We start from the raw sequence: 19,930 nt of genomic DNA, 5'->3' as shown, positions 1-19,930 counted from the left end.
ATTTTTTTATTCCAGTGAGGTTTTAGTGAAACAAAAAAACGTGCTCATGATTGTGGTCGACCAGTGGCGTGGTGACACGCTGCCCATGCTCGATCATCCGGTGATTAAAACGCCCAACATCCAAGCCCTGGCAGCGCTTGGGGTGACCTTTGCCAAGCATTACACCCAGGCTGTTCCCTGCGGTCCTGGTCGGGCCAGTTTGTTGACTGGTCAATACATGATGAATCACAGAGCGGTTCAAAATACGATTCCACTCGATGCGCGCCACACCAATATCGCTCTTGAAGTGCGCAAGGCCGGCTATGACCCGGCACTGGTCGGCTACACCACCACCACGCCAGACCCACGGGTAACTGCCGCACAAGACCCGCGCTTTAAAGTGCTGGGCGCTGACATGGAGGGTTGGCGTCCGGTTGGCTCTTGGGGCAACAAGATGGAGGCCTATTTTTCTTGGGTTGCGGGCCAAGGTTTTCCCATGCCGGAAAATCCTTGGGACATTTGGTTGCCGCAAGATTTGGAAGCCACTGATATCGGTGCCAGCGCTAAGCCGAGTCGCATTCCGGCTGAACTGTCGGACACGGTTTGGTTTACTGATCGCGCGCTTGACTATCTGCGCGGCACTGAGCACAAGTCTTGGTTTTTGCACCTCGGTTACTACCGGCCGCATCCACCGTTTGCGGCTCCCGCGCCGTATCACGCGATGTACGATCCGCAGCATTGCCCGTCACCGGTGCGCGCCGCCTCGGCAGAACTTGAAGCCGCGCAACATCCGGTGTTAGATTTTTATCTGCGCAACACACCACGAGAAAAATTCTTTCAAAACGGCCAAGGCGCGGCCAGCGAAATGAGCGATGCGGAAGTTCGCCAACTGCGCGCAACTTACTATGGTTTGATGAGCGAGATCGATGATCAACTCGGCCGTGTGTTTGACTATCTAAAACAGACTGGTCAGTGGGACAACACCTTAATCGTTTTCACCAGTGACCACGGCGAGCAACTCGGTGACCATCACCTGCTTGGCAAGGTGGGTTATTTTGACGAGAGTTTTCACATCCCTATGGTGGTGCGCGACCCGAGTGCTGCTGCCGATGCCACACGCGGCACATTGGTGTCGGCGTTCACCGAAACCATAGACACCATGCCGACGATTTTGAAATGGTTGGGGCAAGAAGTGCCGCGCAGCTGCGACGGAGAATCCTTGCTGCCCTTTGTGCACCACGGCGCTACACCTGTTGATTGGCGTGAAGAGGTGCACTATGAATACGACTTTCGAAATATTTTTTACTCTAAGCCAGAAGAATTCTTAGGTCTAAAAATGGATCAATGCGCACTCGCCGTGGTGCAAGACAAGGCCTATAAATACGTGCATTTTGCGGCCTTAGCGCCGCTGTTTTTTGACCTCAAAAAAGACCCCGAGCAACTGCACAACCAGGCCGACAATCCGCACTACGCTACGCTGATTTTGCAGTACGCACAAAAAATGCTGAACTGGCGCTTGAGCCATGCAGAGCGCACCTTGACCGGCTTTGCCGCTTCTCCTGAGGGCTTGCAATCGAGGCCGTAGTGTCGAAGCGGCGTGCTGTTTAAGCAATCTAGTGCGTGCCTGAACTAAAGTTTGGCATCGGTTAGAACATCGAAGGAAATGATGTTCTCAATACCCACGGCAGCGTCAAAGAATGTGTGGTTAATTTTTGCTAGACCGCCTGAAGAATTTAGCGTTATGCTGATAACGGTGCTGACCGCCATGCGGCCGTTGGCTTGCCCAACCGGTTGACGCATATTGTTGGCATGAGCGCCAAAGCGTGCAATTTTCAAGGTCGCATCCGTACCCACGGTAATCACCTGACAGACCCATTGCACCTGAAATTGGTAGATTGGTTTCTTAGGATTTAGGAGTTCCAATTGGGTAGCGCTGGCGGTAAAAAAACCTGTGCTATTGCTTTGCAGTCGGATTTTTTCTAAGTTCGGTACTAGCAACACTTGCTTGGCTAATTCAGGGCTCAGGTAACGGCTATAAATTTTAAGTTCGACTTCATTGCCGCCGCAGGTATTAAACAGTTGGCGCAGCTCGCTCGACTGCGCATGACTGGCGCCACCTGTATTGCTAGCGCCATAACCCAAGGCCACGCGCCGAGTCCCCAACCATCATCAAACGTAATGTGTGCGTCGGTGCCGGTTGCGACAATTGCCGATTAAACCGTGCTGTATTCGTCCGCTGGCAAGCGTAGATTTAGTGCGCCCACCTGAGCCGATGGCTAGGGAGTAGGTGCCAACCAGTTGGCTCTGCTTAGGTACGACTAACAAAGCTGTCTCAGTCAGGTTTTTTTGCGCATCACTGAGCGGTGTTAAGGAGTGGCTAAGGGATAACAGTCTGCACGTACGCATTTCCTTCAATCTGCGATTACCTGATTCGAACTAATACAGGTCAGACAATTGACAGCTGCCGCCGCAGCTACAAACCGTAGCTCGCTGCTCAACGCATAGTCCTCCAATCTAAAAGCTGTTAATCGCTAGCTTGAACCTGCCATTTGGGCAATCACTTGCACCTAGCTGCGCGCTAGTAGTAGCGCTTGCTATCTTCACGCGAATGGTCAATCAATTCATTTCAATGGTGTCGTTGACAAATTAGCACTCAAAAAATCGATCAATCTAAAACAGTCCAAAACACCCTATCACGGCCCAAATTTTTTTTTAGGTGCGTAACAATCATGAAAGACAGCGCGGATTCAAGTCTGAAGTGCAACTTTGAAATTAACCGTACGGGTGGGTGAGATGTGAGAGCATCCAAGCTTCCCGACTACCAAGTCAAAGTTGCCCAGAATGATTTACACACACCTCACCCGTGACGAACGTTACCAGATTGCAATCCTCGTCAAAGCAAACTTCAATCAAAGTGAAATTGCAAAAATGATGGACCGTGATAAATCGAGCATCAGCCGTGAGTTGCGTCGTAACCGCGGTCTACGAGGCTATCGCCCTAAGCAGGCAAATGACAAAGCCCAAGAACGTAGACTTGCCTGCGCCAATAGTCCTAGAGTTGCTGACTCGACATGGGCTGTAGTGGAGGAAAAGTTGGCTGAGGCTTGGAGCCCCGAGCAAATCAGCGGCCACCTCGAAGCTAGCCACCAACCCGGTGTTAGCTATGAGAGCATTTACCAGTACATCTACGCTGACAAACGCGCGGGCGGCACCTTGCATAAAACACTGCGTTGCCAGAAGACGCGAAAAAAACGCAGCAGTGGCCGTGAACGGCGCGGCACCATCTCTCACCAGGTCTCAATAGAACTGCGACCCGACATCGTGCTTGAGCGTGCGCGCTTTGGCGACTGGGAGGCTGATCTGGTGATTGGTGCCGGGCAGAAGCAAGCACTAGTGACGATTAATGAGCGTGTCTCTCGCTATTCAATAATTTTCCACGTGCCATTCAAAACAGCGCAAGCCGTAGGGGACGCGTTAATCACTTTACTCAAACCGTTCGCTCATTGCGTGCACACTCTCACGACTGATAACGGCAAGGAATTTTCTCAGCATGAACGAATAGCTTCTGCGCTGAGTGCAGATTTCTTTTTCGCCCATCCATACGCCTCGTGGGAGCGTGGGGCGAACGAGAATATGAACGGTTTGATTCGCCAGTTTTTCCCAAAGGGGATGCGCTTTAATTGCATAACCGACGATGACATTGCTTTAGCGATGCACAGGCTCAATCATCGTCCTAGAAAATGTTTAGGGTATCGAACGCCGCATCAGGTTTTTATGGAACAGTTAGAGTCCTATCAGCATACGGTTGCACTTCAAGCTTGAATCCGCCCCTTAATAAACGCGGCTTGGTAGCGAGAATTCATCCACAAATGAATAGCCGCTAAGTTTGTTTTGCTAAATTTTTTTGCTCTGACAACAGCACAAAATAGTTAGTAGATTCTATTTTTTCGGTCAAGCGTGTGCTTATTAAATGAGCCAGAAAGTACCAAATTTTTTAGGCATTGGGATTCTAAATGTTGTTGGTATAAAAACAAAAGCGTTTATTTCTGTTTGATCTATATCAATTAATAATTTCTGTTTTTTACGTACACAACAGAAAATTTATAAACGCAAGCTATAGCAGTTGATATTGCGCTTTGGTTTCAATATCTCGTGAGAGTGAAAAGTGAAAAGTGAAAAGTGAAAAGTGAAAAGTGAAAAAATTCACTCAGATTTAGGCGCTTGAACTGATTGCGATTTCGCACCATGACGCGCGGACTATGTGATTGTCATTTGCATTGCTATTTTTTTTAGCCACTGCGCTGGACAGAATAATCATTAACTTTTTGGAAGATGGTGTTGAAAACCTGCCGCATCGCTCGATGCAAAATGCTTGGCTTGGAATGCTTTTATTTTGGAGCGTACTGGCTCGCTAATAGGTATTAAAAATTGTCAATAAATTGATGAATTGGTAAGCTAATAAATTTCAAAGTTAACCATTTTTATTCGGTATAAATCTTTCTGAGATTACCAAAATATAAAATCAACAATACAAAATTAAGAAGAAAAAATTCACTCAAATTTCCTTCCTATTGCGCGTGTCTAGAACTTAAATATTTATCCAAATATATTGGCTTATTTCTTTGATTTTTTAATTTTTTTCCGCGTACTCTGATCTATTTTTTTCTGTAATTTACCTCCGCATTACAGAAATTTTTTTAAATTTTTTAGGGTGTATCTGCAAGTCATTACTAGTCGATTCAGCGGGTAGTATTTCTTCAAATAAAATCAGTCACTACACCAAAAAGTTAGACGTCAGCTTAGAAACTAGGCGCAACCCATCACATGATGAAACGTCTTATGCGTTGCTCTTTGCGCGCTATGAGCGATTGCGCAAAGGCGGACAGGTGATTAGAAGGCTTGAACAAGAATATCAAACGCAGAACACACGTGGCAACGTTGTCACAAAAATCGCGAGATGCTTAGACTCATGGCTAACATCTTGGTCGAACTAAACCACGTGTGGATGAGCATCAAAATTTATTTCACTATGAGCACTTAAAAGTTGCGAAGACGCGGCGACCTAAAACTAAATGACAGACACGAAGTTGCTTCGTTTCTTTTTTTTATTACTTGTTTAATCTCGCTCAGAATCTGCTTGGTGCGGTTAGTGCTGGCGCCGGAGTATTAGTCAAACGCGTTGCGCTGAACGCGTAGGGCGAATTGTCATTTATGCCGAGCGGCTATGGGCTGGGTTGCCGCCGGGTGATTATTTGATCAAAAAAATCGATCCGAGCTGAAAGTGTCAAAAATTAAATTACAAAGGCCATTATTTAATGGCGCTACGTCAGCGGCACAGCTGTGACGCGCTGTCAGACACAAGCGCGCATCAGCTAAAAGACAAAAATTAGGATTTTTGTGAAAGCTGTTGAGTCGCTGGTTCAAAAAAGGTGTTTTGGCTCGTTCTTCATAGCTTAATGACAAAAGGAAAGCCAAAAAAAAACGGACTAAAAGTCCGCTTTTTCAGATGAAAGTAAAAATTACTTCTTCATTTCCATCATTTTTTTGCATTCGGCCTTCATTTTGGCATCGGCTTTAGCCGGGTCCATCTTGGCGCATTTCTCAGCCATTTCTGCTTTTTCTTTGTCCGACATAGCGCCACCGTGGGCGGCTGCGAAAGCACCCATTGAAGCAGTTGCGAAAGCAGCAATAACAAGGCTAGACAATAATTTTTGCATGGTCAATCTCCTAAGTTTTAATCGATCAGATAAACGGCCTTTACACCGCCGATACAATGTACCTTATATATGCTTATTAAATGCAACCAGTGGTCTTTTAAGTTTGGGCTAGCCCTGTTTGCAGCGGTGTTGGCTACGCCAGCGTTGACTGCCCCGCGCACACCAACCCAAGACGCCGCCGTCATAGAGCGACTCCCGTTTCGCGCTGGTGACACCCGTGCTAAAGCCCTAGCGGAGATGCGTGCAAACGTGTTGAAGGCGCCTGATGACGCCGCCGCCTCTGTCACGCTGGCGCAGGCGTATTTTAATTTAGCGCTGGCGCTTGGTGACCCGCGTTACGTGGGTTATGCCGATGCCATCGTGGCGCGTTTCGGCAGCAAAATGACACCGGACTTGCTCATCACACGCGGCATGTTGCAGCAATACCGGCACGACTTTGCTGGCGCATTAACTGACTTTGCTGCCGCTAAGTCTATGGATCCCGATCTAGCCATTGCGCATGCCTGGCGTGGCGCGATTTATTTGGTGGAAGCCAAGTACAGCAACGCCAGCCAAGAGTGCGCCGCACTTTTGCAAATGCAGCGCGCCGTGCTGTACGGCGGTTGTACCGGCCTATTGCAAGCCTATACCGGTCAGCTGGCCGATGGCTATGCGACGCTGCAACAAGCCTTGTCGACTACCCGTGACGACGACAGGCGCCGCTGGTTACTCACCCGGCTGGGCGAGGTAGCCGCTTGGAAGGGCCAGACCGCTAAGGCTGAGCGCCACTACCGTGACGCTGTGGCGCTAGGTCAAGACGATGGCTATTTGTTGGCCGCTTGGGCTGATTTTTTGCTCGATAACCAGCGCCCCGCTGAAGTCGCCAAGTTGCTGGCCTCTTGGGAAGCGTCAGACGGTCTGCTGCTGCGTTTGGCTGAGGCTGAAGCGTTGTTAAAGCTACCCGCAGCGGCGGCCCACATTCAGGCTCTGGATGACCGCTTCGCCGCAGCCAAGCTGCGTGGCGACACCACGCACCGGGCAGAAGAGGCGCGCTTTCAGCTCCGGCTACGCAACAATCCCGCCTTATCTTTGCAAGTGGCCATGGACAACTATCAGGTGCAAAAAGAGCCGCGCGACGTCCGGATTTTGCTCGAATCTGCGCTGGCCGCCAAAAGCGCTGAAGGCGCTAAACCTGCACTCGACTGGTTGCAAACGAGTCGTTTTGAAGACGCGCACCTGCAAAGCCTAGCCAAGCAAATCAGCCAATTACCGCTTAGTTCAAAGAAGTCTGAAAGCAAATCATGATGCGCTTTGTCCTGCTGATGGTTTTGCTGCTGTGCCAGCCCAGTGCTTGGGCGCATAAAGCCAGCGACAGCTTTTTGGTGGTGGATGCAAAAGGCATGGCCATCACCGCCCAATGGGATATTGCCCTGAGAGACATAGACTTTGCGCTAGGCCTTGACAGTAACGGTGATGCTGAAATTACTTGGGGCGAGTTGCGCGCGCGTCAGAACGACTTATCGGCTTGGGCCTTGAGTCGATTAGATATTGCACGCGGCGGTGCTTGCTCGCTGGCGGTGTCAAGTCTTCAGGTCGATGACCACACGGATGGCGGCTACGCTGTTTTGCACATCACCGGTAATTGCCCCGCCGCAACTGGCGACTTGGGCTTGCAATACCGCTTGTTGTTTGAGCTGGATAATTTGCACCGTGGCCTGCTGCGCTTAAACCTCGACGGCGTCACCCACACAACCGTGCTCTCACCAAGCAGCGGTTTGGTGCAATTTAGTGCCGAGAAAGTCTCGCGCTGGAAGCAGTTCACCAAGTACCTAGAAGAAGGTGTTTGGCACATTTGGATTGGCTTTGACCATATTTTGTTTTTGCTCTCGCTACTGCTGCCTGCCGTGCTGGTGGTGAGCATGCGGCGGTGGCGCGGCGTCGACAATTTTGGCGTGGCTTTGCGCGAGGTGCTGTGGGTAGTGACCTCATTTACCGCCGCGCACTCGATTACTTTGTCGCTGGCTGCATTGGGACTGGTGTCACTGCCTTCGCGGTTGGTGGAGTCTGCTATCGCACTGTCGGTGGTGCTGGCTGCGGCCAACAATATTTGGCCGGTTGTAGAGCACAAGCGCTGGCTGGTGGCCTTCGGTTTTGGCTTGATACATGGCTTTGGCTTTGCCAGCGTTTTGGCCGAACTTGGTTTGCCTGCCGACGCTTTGGTGTTGTCGCTGTTGGGCTTTAATGCTGGCGTTGAGGTCGGACAAATGGCCATAGTCGCAGTATTTTTACCGCTGGCTTTTTTACTTCGTCACACGCGGTTTTATCTGCGTGGGGTATTTTTAGTCGGTTCGTGGCTAATCATGCTGGTGGCATTGGTGTGGTTGATAGAGCGCGTGTTTGACCTCAAGCTCTTAGGCTTTTAAGTTCTTGAGCCCGCGCTGACGGATCAGTTGTTGCGGCATCGCTGGACCAGACCATGCGCTGAGTTGGAGTGGATCGCCTGAAGCCTTGTTTGAATTGAGCGCTAGCATTGCTTGGCTAATTCAAAGGCAATCGCATTTATCGTCAAAGTGACAGCACAAGCGCGACGCGCTGCACAGCGAACGGTGCAAAAAAGTAGGGAAAAAAGGCAGGAATAAAAGTGGGTATTTAGACCCCGCCGGTCTTCTTGACTAAGGCTTGCGTTAAAACATTTGCTACTGTTCACCCTAGGCTCACCACTTTGAAAACTTCACTACAAACCGAACCCGAAATCCGCCAACGCATTTGGATGGAACTGCAACGCGCCACGCAAGACCGGCACCATGAATGGCGCACGCCGGTGTTAGCCACGGTCAGCGCAGACGGCTTGCCGCAAGCGCGCAGTGTTGTGCTAAGGCATGCCGACGCCAAGCTGGCTACGCTGCAAATTTATACCGATGGCCGTAGCCCGAAAGTAGCGGAGCTGGCATTTAAGCCGGCGCTGATGCTGGCGTTTTGGAGCAAGCGACTAAACTGGCAACTCAGGGTCAAAGCCAGTGTCTCGGTGCAGCACAGCGGGCCTGAGGTTGATGCGGTCTGGGCGCGGGTGAGTCAGTCCCATGCCGCTGGCGACTATTTGTCGGCCCGCGCGCCGGGAGATTTACTCCAGAGTGCCGCTGATGATGCCGAGCCCGCGCTCGCGTCGTCTCCTTCGCCTTCGCACAACCTAGCCATCATCACCGCACAAGTACAGTCTATTGATTGGTTAGAGCTTAGCCGTGAAGGCCATCGCCGCGCCGTCTTCCAAGCCGAGGCTTGGGAGTGGCGTGTGGCTTAAAGCGATACCCCCAACTGGTTTTTGAAAGACTGACCTGCTGGCATTGCAAATGTCTAAGTCTGCAAATTCAGACACCAGCCCAAAGTTTTACGGCGACCCTCAAACACTCATGATGGAAACCGCGCGTGTGTTGAGGTAAGCCTCTATCGCCTCTGGTCCGCCTTCAGTGCCGTAGCCAGAATCTTTCACGCCACCAAACGGCATTTCAGGCCAAGCCGCAGCGGCTTGGTTAATCCACAGCATGCCGACTTCTACCCGCTGCGCCAGCGCATGCGAGGTCGCTAGCGATTGGGTAAAGGCATAGGCGGCAAGCCCGAATGGCAAGCGATTGGCTTCGTTAATCGCTTCGTCAAGTGTTTTGAAGCTGTGAATACCGGCAATCGGTCCAAAAGGTTCTTCATTAAAAAGCCGCGCTTTTAACGGCACATCTATGAGCACCGTTGGCGCCCAGAAATTGCCTTGCTCGCCTATGCGTTCACCGCCCGTGGCGAGCCGCGCACCGCTGCTGAGCGCGTCTTGCGTTAAGTCAGCCATTGCCAACAACCGGCGCGGATTGGCCAATGGCCCCATCTGCGTACCTTCAGTCAAACCATCTCCCACTTTTAGGGACTGTGCATGTGACACCAGTGCGTTGGCAAACTCGGTGACCAAACTTTCATGCACCAAAAACCGTGTCGGCGAGATACAAACTTGTCCAGCATTGCGAAACTTAGACGCACCCACAGTCTTCACCGCCAACGCGACATCCGCATCTTCTGCCACGATCACGGGCGCGTGACCGCCCAGTTCCATGGTGCTGCGTTTCATATATTTACCCGCCATCGCCGCCAATTGTTTGCCAACCGGTGTGGAGCCAGTAAAGGTGATTTTTCGGATCACAGGATGGGCAATGAGATAGTTTGAGATCTCGGCCGGGTCGCCATAGACCAAGCCAATCACACCCGCAGGAATGCCGGCATCGGCTAGCGCACGAATCAGTTCGGCTGGGCTGGCTGGTGTTTCTTCTGCAGCTTTGACCAAGATGGAGCAACCGGCCGTCAAGGCAGCGCCCAGTTTACGCACCACTTGGGCAATAGGAAAATTCCATGGGGTGAAAGCCGCAACCGGCCCGACCGGGTCTTTCAACACCATTTGACGCACGGCGAGATTGCGCGAAGGCATGATCCGGCCATAAACCCGCAGGCCTTCTTCAGCAAACCACTCCATGATGCCGGCTGCGGCTATGACTTCCATCTTCGCCTCCACCAAGGGCTTACCTTGTTCTTGGGTCATCAATGAAGAAATTGCATCAGCGCGTTCGCGCAAAAGGCCAGCTGCGCGGCGCATGATTTGGCAGCGTTCAAACGCCGGCACGTTGCGCCAAGTCTCAAACCCTTTGGCAGCAGCTGCCAGTGCGCGATCTAAGTCAGCCGTGGAGGCATGCGCGACGCGGCCAATTTCTTTGCCATCAGCTGGGTTGAAAACAGCTTGCGTACGGGCATTAGCTGCATCTTGCCAATGACCATCAATAAAAAGTTGGGTTGTCGGGTAGTTCATCTGTGTTCCTTCAAAGTATTGCGGGGAAGATTCAATGGCGAGATTGGAAATCTGAGGTCTCGAATTACTAATCTATTGGACTCTGCATCGTATCGTTCCCGTCATTTAAATCCGCTAGACAAGTCGCAGTGGCGACCGCAGGTTTGAGAATTTTTTGTAATAACTGTTTTTTGCTTGAATTGATTTTGATTTTTGACAAGCGATAGACTGGTGTTTTCAAAACAAATCATCACAAAGAAAACTTATGGCGAATATGAACTTGATCGGAAAACGAGTGCTCATCACCAACGCTGATGTGTTCATGGGGCCAGTTTTGTGCCAAGTGTTTGCAGCGCACGGCGCAACAGTGCTTGAAAGTACTGATTCATTACTGCATCCAGACGCACCGGCGTCCCTCATCGCTGCTCTGGGGCAGATCGATATATTGGTTGTGAATTTGGCGGTGCCTGCGCCTAGTACTGCGGTGACTGACGTTCTTGATGATGAGTGGAGTGACATATTTGCAGCACTCGTGAACCCGCTGCCGCGCTTATGTCGCGCGGTGTTACCTGCGATGATTGCGCGTCGCAGCGGCAAGATTTTGGTGATGGGCAGCGCTTCAGCGCTGCGCGGTATGAAGCGAGCGTCGACTTACAGTGCTGCGCGTGGCGCGCAACTGGCTTACGTTCAAGCGGTTGGGGTGGAAATGGCCAGCCACAATATTCAGGTCAATGCGATTGCCCAAAACTTTGTCGACAACCCCACCTACTTTCCTTCAGAAGTACAAGCCAATCCAAAATTTCAAGAGCGCATAAAGCGCGAAGTACCACTGGGCCGACTAGTGGGCGCCAGCGAAGATGCTGAATTCGCCGCCTATCTTTGTAGTGACAACGCGAATTGTTTTGTCGGTCAGGTTTTCCCTGTGTGTGGTGGTTGGGTGTAGCGCTGAGAACTAAATTTGTACGCTAAAACCTTGGTAAGTTTTGGCCGCTAAAACGTCACTTAGAAAATTCAAAACCAATCGATTACAAATCCAGCGGATAAATCGGTCGGCGAATTTTCTTAAATGGAAACAAGGAATAGTTAGAGCTAGTCGGACCACCAGAATCAGAATCACAGGCGATCAGTCCTTTGCTAATTGGCTCGAAAACGGGTCGGCAATACATACGCGACTTGAGCAGCAAATAGGTTTTTTCTGCAGGCACTATGCCGACGCTGGTAAAGAGACCTAGGTCATAGGGCTCAATCCGTTCTTGGGTTACAAGGATTTGCGCCGCTCCAATATCAAACAACACGGTACGCCCCATTTTCACCGTCGAGCCGGTGTAGATGGGCCCACTCACGCGAAATTCACCGGCGCTGATAGTGCGAACAACACCGGTTAATACGACGGGTGTTTTGCGCAAGTTTTGCGACTTTAAAAAAGTCTTATTGCCCAGCGCAATCGTGACTGTAGCGCCTAGGCCGGCATTAACCAGTTCTGCCACCGCTGCGGGATCACAAATTGGTCCAACTGCGATGTCACTCAAACCTGCTTGCAGCGCAGCTTCGAGCACATCCATGGTGTCGCAACTGCCGCCCGACATCACATTGTCACTATGGTCTAGCAACAGCACAGGGCCAGTAGCTGCGCTTGATGCGAGTGCTTGTGCGTGCTGCAACGATATTGCAAGCGGCTCGCTGGTATAAATAAATCCTTCGCGGTCGGCCCAGATTTGTTCTGAGATACGGGCAGCGACCGCATCGGCTAAATCAGCATTTTGATCAGTGACAACCACAACCGACACGCCAGCGTCTTCAAAGTCAGCGAGGGAGAATCCCGCCATGATGGAGACCGCCAACACACCTGGTTCAGTTTGTGCTGCGCTGGCTGCAAAAACCGCGCGTTGCATCGCCGACTCTGAGGTATTACTCATCAAGGTATGCGACAACAACGGTAGTTGACGCCACGCCATTACCGGCTTGATTTTTTGTTCTAACAAACGAGTAAGTAGCAGTCCCGCATGCATTCCCGTTTCATACATGTCTATATGTGGATAGGTTTTAAAGCCGACAATAATGTCGCAGTTATCCATCATTTTTTGCGTCACATTGCCATGCAGATCTAGCGCGACACAGATAGGCACGTTGGCCGCGATTTGCCTAATTTTTTCTAGTAATACGCCTTCACCATCGGCGGCATTTTCAGTCACCATCGCACCGTGCAAATCCAGCATGATGGCATCGCATCCTTGCGCGACGGCCTCAAGTATGGCTGTGCATATGGTGTCGTAAGCCTGCGCCGCGACAGTGCCGCTGGGATTGGCGGTCGCACTGACTGGCGTGATGAGTGATGCATTGAGGACAGACTCCGCAATATCCAAAAATGCACCCATAGCGGTACGTGCACCTTTTTGATCTTTGTAGGCGTCTAGTTTCCACTTCGGACTGAAGGCTTTAAGCGTTGTCTCAATCGGCGAGAAGGTATTGGTTTCATGATTGAAACGAGCGATGAGAATCTTGCGCTGCATGACGATCAACTCCTGCTGAAGTTAAGGGAAAGACCGGTTGCGATTTAGCCAATATCCTATGTCCAGGTTTTTTATCGCGCATGACCGCACCGCTCACTGACAGATTGGGAAAGTCAACCCGTCACTCACAAGGCATTAGCTACGCGAGCAGGACTGGTCAACATATTGCAACGCCTCTGGCAGTGCATCGCGAAACACCAGCCATTCATGATCGCCATTCACGATTCGCAGCTCAGCTTGCTTGGGTTGAATCTGATGAATACGCGCAAACAAGTTAGCGGACATCTGTGCAATGCCTAGGTAATCGTGATCACCCGCAACAATCCACATCGGTACGCGCAGCGCTTGTGCCGTGTAGGCGGGTAACTGCGCCGGATAATTCAACGCCCGCCAAGTGTCGGGATCAAACTGACCGTTGCGCACGAACTGCGGCGTGCGGCGCGACGCAGATGCCTCGGGTGGCAAAGGATCATAAATCGCTGGGCTGATGATGGCTGCCGCACAAAACTTTTCTGGGTGACGCAGTGCGATATTTAATGCGCCATAGCCGCCCATTGAAAGCCCGCCAATAGCGCGGCCCTTTCGATCACGCGTGACTTTATAGCGGCTTTCCACATACGGAAGTAAGTCGTCCATGATGGCACTTTCGCTTTTTTCTGCTGCACCGTTAGCCCACCAACTCGCTGGTCCAACGGTAGGCATCACGACGACGGATGGACGCATCAGACCGCGTTTAATAAGACCGTCTAGTGTTTCTACTGCACCGCCCTTGGTACGCCATTCATTCTCGTCACCGCCAGCACCGTGCAGCAAATAAACCACCGGATAAGGCTGGGTGCTTTCTTTGTAGCCGTCAGGCAAGTAAACCGTAAACTTCACATCTCTTCCGATTGCTTGACTGCCTGCTGCATCGGAAAAAACTGCACCTGCAAAAGTGCTGTTACTGATAGATAGACCAAGGCATAAACCAAGTGCTAGTGTTAGACGGTTTAACAAAATAGGAAGGCGCATATTTCTCTTTTCAGCGTTGAATTTTTTGACTTTGATTTTTTATTTTAGGCCTGACAGACGGCGATGTGATGTGTACACACTTCTCGTTTTCCCTAGGCAGATTCATATTTTTGTAACCAAAATTAGATTCTTAAAATTTTTTCTATTTATACGTACTATCTAATAGATGTGTTCAAAATATCTGTGTGCTGGTAATTGGCTTAGTCATCACCGATAACTAAATGCATATGACTATTTATGCGACAAAAATCGAAATAAAGAGTGTTTCTAAATAGATCTTTATTTTTATTCTTACTCATTTTTTAAGGAGTTTTTACTCGCTCTGCTTATTGAAAAACTGCAACAAAATTGAATCTATACTTAAAAAATTGATTAGTTTTTTTCTTGTCGTACACCAAAAATTTCTGTTGTTGGTTTTAGCGGATAGAAGACTTAAAAGTCTTTCTCAAATTAGGATTTGACTCATCCATGATTGAAAATAATTATCTCGTGCGGTTGCCGCTGCTAGACCCTAAGCAAAACGTTGTGGGCTACAAACTGGCATGGCAAAAACATAGCCTTAGTGAGGGCGACGTGCAATCTCCAAAATTGCTGAACTTTGTTGCCCAACACATAGACACGGCTAAGTTAGGTTTTTTATTTTTGGACGCAAGTCCTGCTGTGTTTGGCGCTGCAGCGCTCAATGCCTTGCCGCCAGCTGATACGGTGTTGATGCTTAACTGCGCCGACTTGGTAGATGAAGACCATTTAGCACGGGCAACATTGCTGCGCAGCCGAGGTTTTAAGCTGGCGCTGTGTGATGCAGATTTGGTTTTTTTAGAAACCGACGAAGTGGTGTTGTCCTTGATAACTCATCTCAAAATTGATTCGGCACATCCCGATTTACTCGCTATGACTCAGTTAGCTAAAAACAGAAAAATTGCTTTGACTGTGGTAGTGGATCAGTTACCAAGCTGGCAAGCATTTGATGCCCGTGCGCGCGTGGGTGTTAGCGGATTTTTCAAAAATTTATGCGCCACACCACGTCTGCTCAACCCAGACCAAAAGCTAAGCTGGCAGGCGATATTGCTTCTTCAATTGATGCAGCTAGTTCAAGACAATGCCGACATTCAGCATTTAGAAAAATTACTGAATCAAGACGCCAGTATTGCAGAGAGGTTGCTGGGTCACTTGAACTCGGCCAGATTTGGTCTAGGCGGTCACATTGCGTCTGTACGCCAAGCGGTGACTATGCTGGGCTACAAGCCACTGTTTCGCTGGCTTTCACTATTACTCGTCACAACTTGCACATCTGGTTTTTGTCCCGCCATGTTGCAGACGGCGATTATTCGTGGGCGATTTATTGAATTGCTAGGCCAAGGCAGGTTGCCCAAAAGTGAAGTCGACAGCCTGTTTATCGTGGGCATTTTTTCACTGCTAGACCAGTTGCTGGAAATTCCAGTGGATGAGATTTTTAGCCATGTGGTGTTGCCTGATACTGTCCTCCAAGCCCTGCGCTCTTATGACGGTGTCTATGGACCGTATCTGGCTTTGGCTGTGGCCTGTGAGTCAGAGGACGGCGATGTCGCAACGATGGCCAAAGCCATGGGTATGGATGCCGAGCGCATCAATCAGGCGCACTTCGCCGCAATCGTTTGGGCGCAAAGTATCAAGCTTTAAGGTCTGTGGTTAGGGCTTAAAACGGGCGCTTGCTTTTAGAGAAATGCAAACATCTGTTTAGCCCTGCGGTTTCATGACAGGCTGAAGTTTGACGCTGAGTCTTTCCGACTTTTGCCTCTAATCGCGCCAATTCTGTGAAGCTAGGTTTCAATGAAAAAACGAAAAATACGCATCTGCAAACACGAAATTTGTAGTGCTGAGTTCAGGATCGAAATTTGTTTGATAGGGGAGCGATTTAACAATATACGGCGATGACGTCTGACTCACTTGTCTGCGGCATTAAGATTGAAATCCTCAAGCGGCACTGGCCGGCCGAACAGATAACCTTGAAACAGCAAGCAGTCATGCTTGACTAAGAAATCGCATTGCGCTTGAGTCTCGACGCCTTCGGCAATCACTTCCATGCCGAGGTTGTGGGCCATGCCTATGATGGTTTGGACTATCAATGTGTCTTGCGGCCGCCTGCCTATGTGTCGCACAAAGCTTTGGTCAATTTTGATTTGATCTAGCGGCAGTTGCGTCAGATAAGACAGTGAAGACTGACCGGTGCCGAAATCGTCGATAGCAAAGCGCACGCCTAGCGTTTTGAGTGCATTCATCTTGCTTATCGTGTCGTCGACGTTGTCGAGCGCAGTGCTCTCGGTTAGCTCGAGTTTGAGATGGTCTGCGTGTGCGCCTGTGGTCTGCAGCGCGTGCTTTACCTGCTCGACAAAGTCGCTCTGCCTGAACTGACCTGCGCTAACGTTCACGGCCAGCGTCAATGTGCTGTGCTGTGGATCGCTCTGCCAGAGCTTTAACTGCTGACAGGCCTCTAATAGCAGCCAAGCACCAATCGCCACAATCTGTCCAGAATCTTCTGCCAGTGGAATGAATTGGTCTGGCAGTACTAGACCGCGCTGCGGATGTTGCCAACGCAGCAACACTTCGGCCCCCACAGTGTGTCCGTCGTGGCTGACTTGTTTTTGAAAATACAAGCGCAACTGCTGCTCGCTCAGCGCTAGTCGCAAGTCAGCGTCTAGGGCGGCGCGCTCGCTAATACAGGCCTGCATTTTTGGATCGAACAAACGGTATGTGTTGCGTCCGGCGGTCTTGGCTGCATACATGGCTATGTCGGCTTGCTTGAGTAAATTGGCCGCTGATTGTTGTTGACCTTTGAACTGCACCGCGCCCACGCTGGCCGTACTGTGGTGTTGGTGCTCGTCCAATGTGTATGGCTGGCTCAAGGCGAGTGATATTTTGTTGCTGATGACTTGTGTTTGTTCGGCGGCGTCCAGCGCGTTCACGCTTAAATTCTCAAGCAAAACCACAAACTCGTCCCCGCCTAAACGGGCTACGGTGTCGTCCTCGCGTACCACGCTAGTCAGACGCCGTGCGACCTGCTGCAGTAGCGCGTCGCCAGCGTCGTGCCCTTGCGTGTCGTTGAGTATCTTGAAATGATCCAGATCCAAAAACAGCAGGGCGCCATACCGGTCATGTCGTGCGCTGCTGGTTACCGCCTCTTGTAAGCGATCCATCAGCAGGCGGCGATTGGGCAGCTCTGTCAGCGAATCATAGAAGGCTAGTTTTTTAATCACATCTGCCGCTGCCCGGTCTTGTGTGATGTCGACCATGGTGGCGACGTAATGGGTGAGTTGTCCGTGAATGTCTTTCACGACAGTAATCGAGAGTCGGGTCGGATATTCCTCACCATTTTTACGCTGATTCCACAACTCGCCCTGCCAAATGCCTGAGTCAGTGATAACTTTCAATAAGTTGTCAAAGAATTCTGGTGTGTGGCGGGAAGATCGAAACAGGCGTGAGGTATTGCCTATCGCTTCATTCGCGCTGTAGCCGGTGATGCGAGTAAAAGCACTGTTGACGCGAAGGATGATCTTGTCGGCATCGGTCACGATGATGCCTTCCTGCGCCTCAAATGCGATAGCCGCAACGCGCAGACTTTCTTCTGCGCGTTTTCGATCGGTGATGTCGATTATGCTAATTTGCGAGGCTTTACTGCCTTCAAACGGAATCAAGGTTCCCTCAACTTCGACGTCAATTGCCCGGCCATCAAAGCACACAAGTTTGACTTCTAGTTTGTCGATTGCGCCGCCATTGTCGATAAAACGCTTTTTAATCTGTTTTACTACGGCGCGGTGGAAGCTGGGGTGTACAAAGTCTAGTATTGGTTTTTTCAATAAATCGGCTTCGCAGGTTGCTCCCAACATCTTGATACAGGCCGGATTCACATAAACGAATCGACCATCCTTATGAGCGGCGATGCCGACTGGAGACGATTCGATCAAGACGCGGTAGCGCTCTTGGCTTTCGTCCAGTATTTTTTCAGTCGCGCGGCGACGTTTGTCGTGACGCGTGAGCACCAGGCTCGCGCCTGTCAAAGCCATCAGTCCGACGAGTAGCAAAATGCCGTCCATCCAAGCGACTCTGCGCCATCCAGACAGTACAGCATCCATTGACAGGCCGTAGCTCAAGACCACCGGATAATCATTCATCACGCGGTAGCTGTAGATGCGCTCTACACCGTCAATAGTTTCAACTTCATGCACGGTACCGGTTGGCCACTTGGGCATATAAACTCGAAACAAGGGTGATTTCAACCAGTTACGATTGAGCAAGGCGGCGTTGTGCGGGGTCGTCACTGCGGCCCAGCCCGAGGTCAGGAATAACGACAGCAAGCCCTTCTCGCCGCTATCAATCGAGTCGTAAAAAGATTGGAAATAGCGCGGTTCAACCAATGCGACAAGAACCCCGTTTAACTTGCCATTGGCTGAGGTCAGACTGCGACTGACTGGTAGCGTCCAATTGCCATCCGCTGGATTTTTCTCTAACGCACCAAACACCAGCTCGCGATCAGACCCCTCAATATGCGGGAAAAAGTAGTCGCGGTCGGCTAGATTTTTTGGCGCTGGCTCGCCTAACTCTAGCGTTGACAGTTGCACATTGCCTTTTTGATCGAGTACTAAGAATGCGCGAATCAATCTATCGGCTGGCAAAATCGCAATCAATTTATTGCGAAGTAATGCTTTATCGGTGATGTTGGCCACACGCTGTTCTTCTAGCGTTTCGCTGGCTTGGCTTAAGTGGTTTCCAACCCGGTGAAGGGTTTGGCGCGCATGCTCTTCAAGCACTCCGACTAGATTTTGAGTCTGTGTGCGTGCGACCTCGATCGCAACATTGCGTTCACGTACAAGCTTGTAACCAATCGCTGCGAAAAGCACTACACCCGTCAATACGGCTAGCAAAGCTGGCACGTAACGCTGCGGTAGTTTCATGCTACTTCAGCACTCCGATTTCTTTGTAAAAGCGCATGGCACCGGGGTGAAAGGGAATACCTACCCCTTTGACCGCATTTTCCTTGGTGATGAAAAGCCCTTTAGGGTGACCGCTTCGCAAGACCTTTTGGGATGACTCCGTAAACAGAGCTTTGGTGATCTGATAGACAGTGTCGGCACTGATTTTTTCGTTGGTGACCCATTGCGCGCCAACCGCCAGTGTTTGCACTGCGCCTACGCCTTTATAGGTGTTAGCCGGTATCACATCATTAAATAAGAAGGGACTACTGGTGGCGCGCAAACGCACGGCCGCAGCGCCATCTATGGGCAGCAATCTGATGCCGACACCACTATCGGCTAATTCGGAAATCGCCATTGCAGGCGTTCCACCGGTGAAGAAAAAAGCGTCCAGAGTTCCCGCCTTGAGTTTATCGCTTGCTTGCTTAGGCTTTATGTATTCTGCTTTTACATCCGTTACCTCTAAGCCATAAGCTGCCAGCACTTGGCGCGCGTTGACTAATGTGCCTGAGCCGACTTCATCGAGCGCTATCCGTTTGCCCTTGAGGTCTGCGACGGATTGAATCGCTGAGTCTTGTCTGACCACCATGTGCAAGCTCTCGGGATAGAGATTGGCGATCAGCCGCAACTCACCCAAGGCGGGTCGGCCTTCAAAGATACCGGTGCCCTTTTGCGCCCAGCTCGCCACATCGGCTTGTACAAACCCCGACTCTATAGAGCCACTGGCGATGCCTATTACATTGCCAAGCGAGCCATTGCTAGTCTGCGCTGACGCTATGATTTTGTTGGGCTGTGAAACGACTTGCGCTACCAGCACACCAATTGGGTAGTAAGTGCCCGATGTGCCGCCTGTGCCAATGCGAAAGTATTGCTGTGCATTGACATTGTTTATGGTCAGTACGACAGCCAATAGGGCAAATAGGATTGACTTGTGACGCATATAAAAATCCAAGAGAAGACGGACGGGGAAATCAA

At 50.5% G+C, this 19,930-nt stretch carries 14 protein-coding genes; 7 read left to right on the top strand and 7 right to left on the bottom strand.

Features of this window, described 5'->3' with window-relative positions:
• Window positions 1–25 precede the first annotated feature (25 nt).
• Complete coding sequence (gene pehA / locus HC248_RS16175; RefSeq protein ID WP_168923389.1) at window positions 26–1,564, top strand: phosphoric/sulfuric ester hydrolase PehA; 1,539 nt, start codon at window positions 26–28, stop codon at window positions 1,562–1,564.
• A 44-nt stretch (window positions 1,565–1,608) separates the two neighbouring features.
• Here pehA and HC248_RS16170 read toward each other — a convergent pair whose 3' ends face one another.
• On the bottom strand, window positions 1,609–2,127 hold the full coding sequence (locus HC248_RS16170) for a hypothetical protein (RefSeq protein WP_168923388.1): 519 nt from the start codon (window positions 2,125–2,127) through the stop codon (window positions 1,609–1,611).
• A gap of 693 nt (window positions 2,128–2,820) precedes the next feature.
• Between HC248_RS16170 and HC248_RS16165 the strand changes: the two genes are divergently transcribed.
• On the top strand, window positions 2,821–3,801 hold the full coding sequence (locus HC248_RS16165; RefSeq protein WP_168922266.1) for an IS30 family transposase: 981 nt from the start codon (window positions 2,821–2,823) through the stop codon (window positions 3,799–3,801).
• A 1,697-nt stretch (window positions 3,802–5,498) separates the two neighbouring features.
• On the opposite strand, the gene HC248_RS16160 is transcribed toward HC248_RS16165, so the two are convergent.
• On the bottom strand, window positions 5,499–5,696 hold the full coding sequence (locus HC248_RS16160) for a hypothetical protein (RefSeq protein ID WP_168923387.1): 198 nt from the start codon (window positions 5,694–5,696) through the stop codon (window positions 5,499–5,501).
• 69 nt (window positions 5,697–5,765) lie between these two features.
• Here HC248_RS16160 and HC248_RS16155 point away from each other — a divergent pair, with 69 nt between their 5' ends.
• The 3 genes from HC248_RS16155 to HC248_RS16145 all read left to right on the top strand — a co-directional run bounded on the left by HC248_RS16155 (window position 5,766) and on the right by HC248_RS16145 (window position 8,973).
• A complete protein-coding gene (locus HC248_RS16155) occupies window positions 5,766–6,980 on the top strand; it encodes a tetratricopeptide repeat protein (protein ID WP_168923386.1) in 1,215 nt (404 codons plus the stop codon).
• On the top strand, window positions 6,977–8,098 hold the full coding sequence (locus HC248_RS16150; protein WP_168923385.1) for a HupE/UreJ family protein: 1,122 nt from the start codon (window positions 6,977–6,979) through the stop codon (window positions 8,096–8,098). Before HC248_RS16155 ends, HC248_RS16150 begins: the two co-directional genes overlap by 4 nt.
• Before the next feature lie 299 nt (window positions 8,099–8,397).
• Entirely contained in the window at window positions 8,398–8,973 is a 576-nt protein-coding gene (locus tag HC248_RS16145) for a pyridoxamine 5'-phosphate oxidase family protein (protein WP_168923384.1), read from the top strand.
• Window positions 8,974–9,072: 99 nt separating this feature from the next.
• On the opposite strand, the gene HC248_RS16140 is transcribed toward HC248_RS16145, so the two are convergent.
• On the bottom strand, window positions 9,073–10,509 hold the full coding sequence (locus HC248_RS16140) for an NAD-dependent succinate-semialdehyde dehydrogenase (protein ID WP_168923383.1): 1,437 nt from the start codon (window positions 10,507–10,509) through the stop codon (window positions 9,073–9,075).
• A gap of 253 nt (window positions 10,510–10,762) precedes the next feature.
• On the opposite strand from HC248_RS16140, the gene HC248_RS16135 reads away from it, so the two are divergent.
• Window positions 10,763–11,431 carry an SDR family oxidoreductase gene (locus HC248_RS16135; protein WP_238342659.1) on the top strand — a complete coding sequence of 223 codons (669 nt, stop codon included), beginning with the start codon at window positions 10,763–10,765 and terminating at the stop codon, window positions 11,429–11,431.
• Window positions 11,432–11,513: 82 nt separating this feature from the next.
• Here the strand turns inward: HC248_RS16135 and HC248_RS16130 are convergent, their stop codons facing one another.
• Together HC248_RS16130 and HC248_RS16125 are read right to left on the bottom strand one after the other, a co-directional pair.
• A complete protein-coding gene (locus tag HC248_RS16130; RefSeq protein WP_168923381.1) occupies window positions 11,514–12,998 on the bottom strand; it encodes a M81 family metallopeptidase in 1,485 nt (494 codons plus the stop codon).
• Between the two features lie 135 nt (window positions 12,999–13,133).
• Entirely contained in the window at window positions 13,134–14,009 is an 876-nt protein-coding gene (locus HC248_RS16125) for an alpha/beta hydrolase (RefSeq protein ID WP_168923380.1), read from the bottom strand.
• Between the two features lie 468 nt (window positions 14,010–14,477).
• Between HC248_RS16125 and HC248_RS16120 the strand changes: the two genes are divergently transcribed.
• The gene (locus HC248_RS16120) at window positions 14,478–15,668 is read left to right on the top strand and encodes an EAL and HDOD domain-containing protein (protein WP_168923379.1); all 1,191 of its coding nucleotides are present in this window, start codon (window positions 14,478–14,480) and stop codon (window positions 15,666–15,668) included.
• A gap of 263 nt (window positions 15,669–15,931) precedes the next feature.
• Here the strand turns inward: HC248_RS16120 and HC248_RS16115 are convergent, their stop codons facing one another.
• Together HC248_RS16115 and HC248_RS16110 are read right to left on the bottom strand one after the other, a co-directional pair.
• Complete coding sequence (locus HC248_RS16115; RefSeq protein ID WP_168923378.1) at window positions 15,932–18,937, bottom strand: bifunctional diguanylate cyclase/phosphodiesterase; 3,006 nt, start codon at window positions 18,935–18,937, stop codon at window positions 15,932–15,934.
• Between the two features lies 1 nt (window position 18,938).
• Window positions 18,939–19,895 (bottom strand): TAXI family TRAP transporter solute-binding subunit, encoded by a 957-nt coding sequence (locus HC248_RS16110; RefSeq protein WP_168923377.1) that lies wholly within the window; start codon window positions 19,893–19,895, stop codon window positions 18,939–18,941.
• Window positions 19,896–19,930: the final 35 nt, after the last annotated feature.

The organism is Polaromonas vacuolata (assembly GCF_012584515.1).
GTDB classification, from domain to species: domain Bacteria; phylum Pseudomonadota; class Gammaproteobacteria; order Burkholderiales; family Burkholderiaceae_C; genus Polaromonas; species Polaromonas vacuolata.
This window is presented reverse-complemented; position numbering and strand designations above follow the sequence as displayed.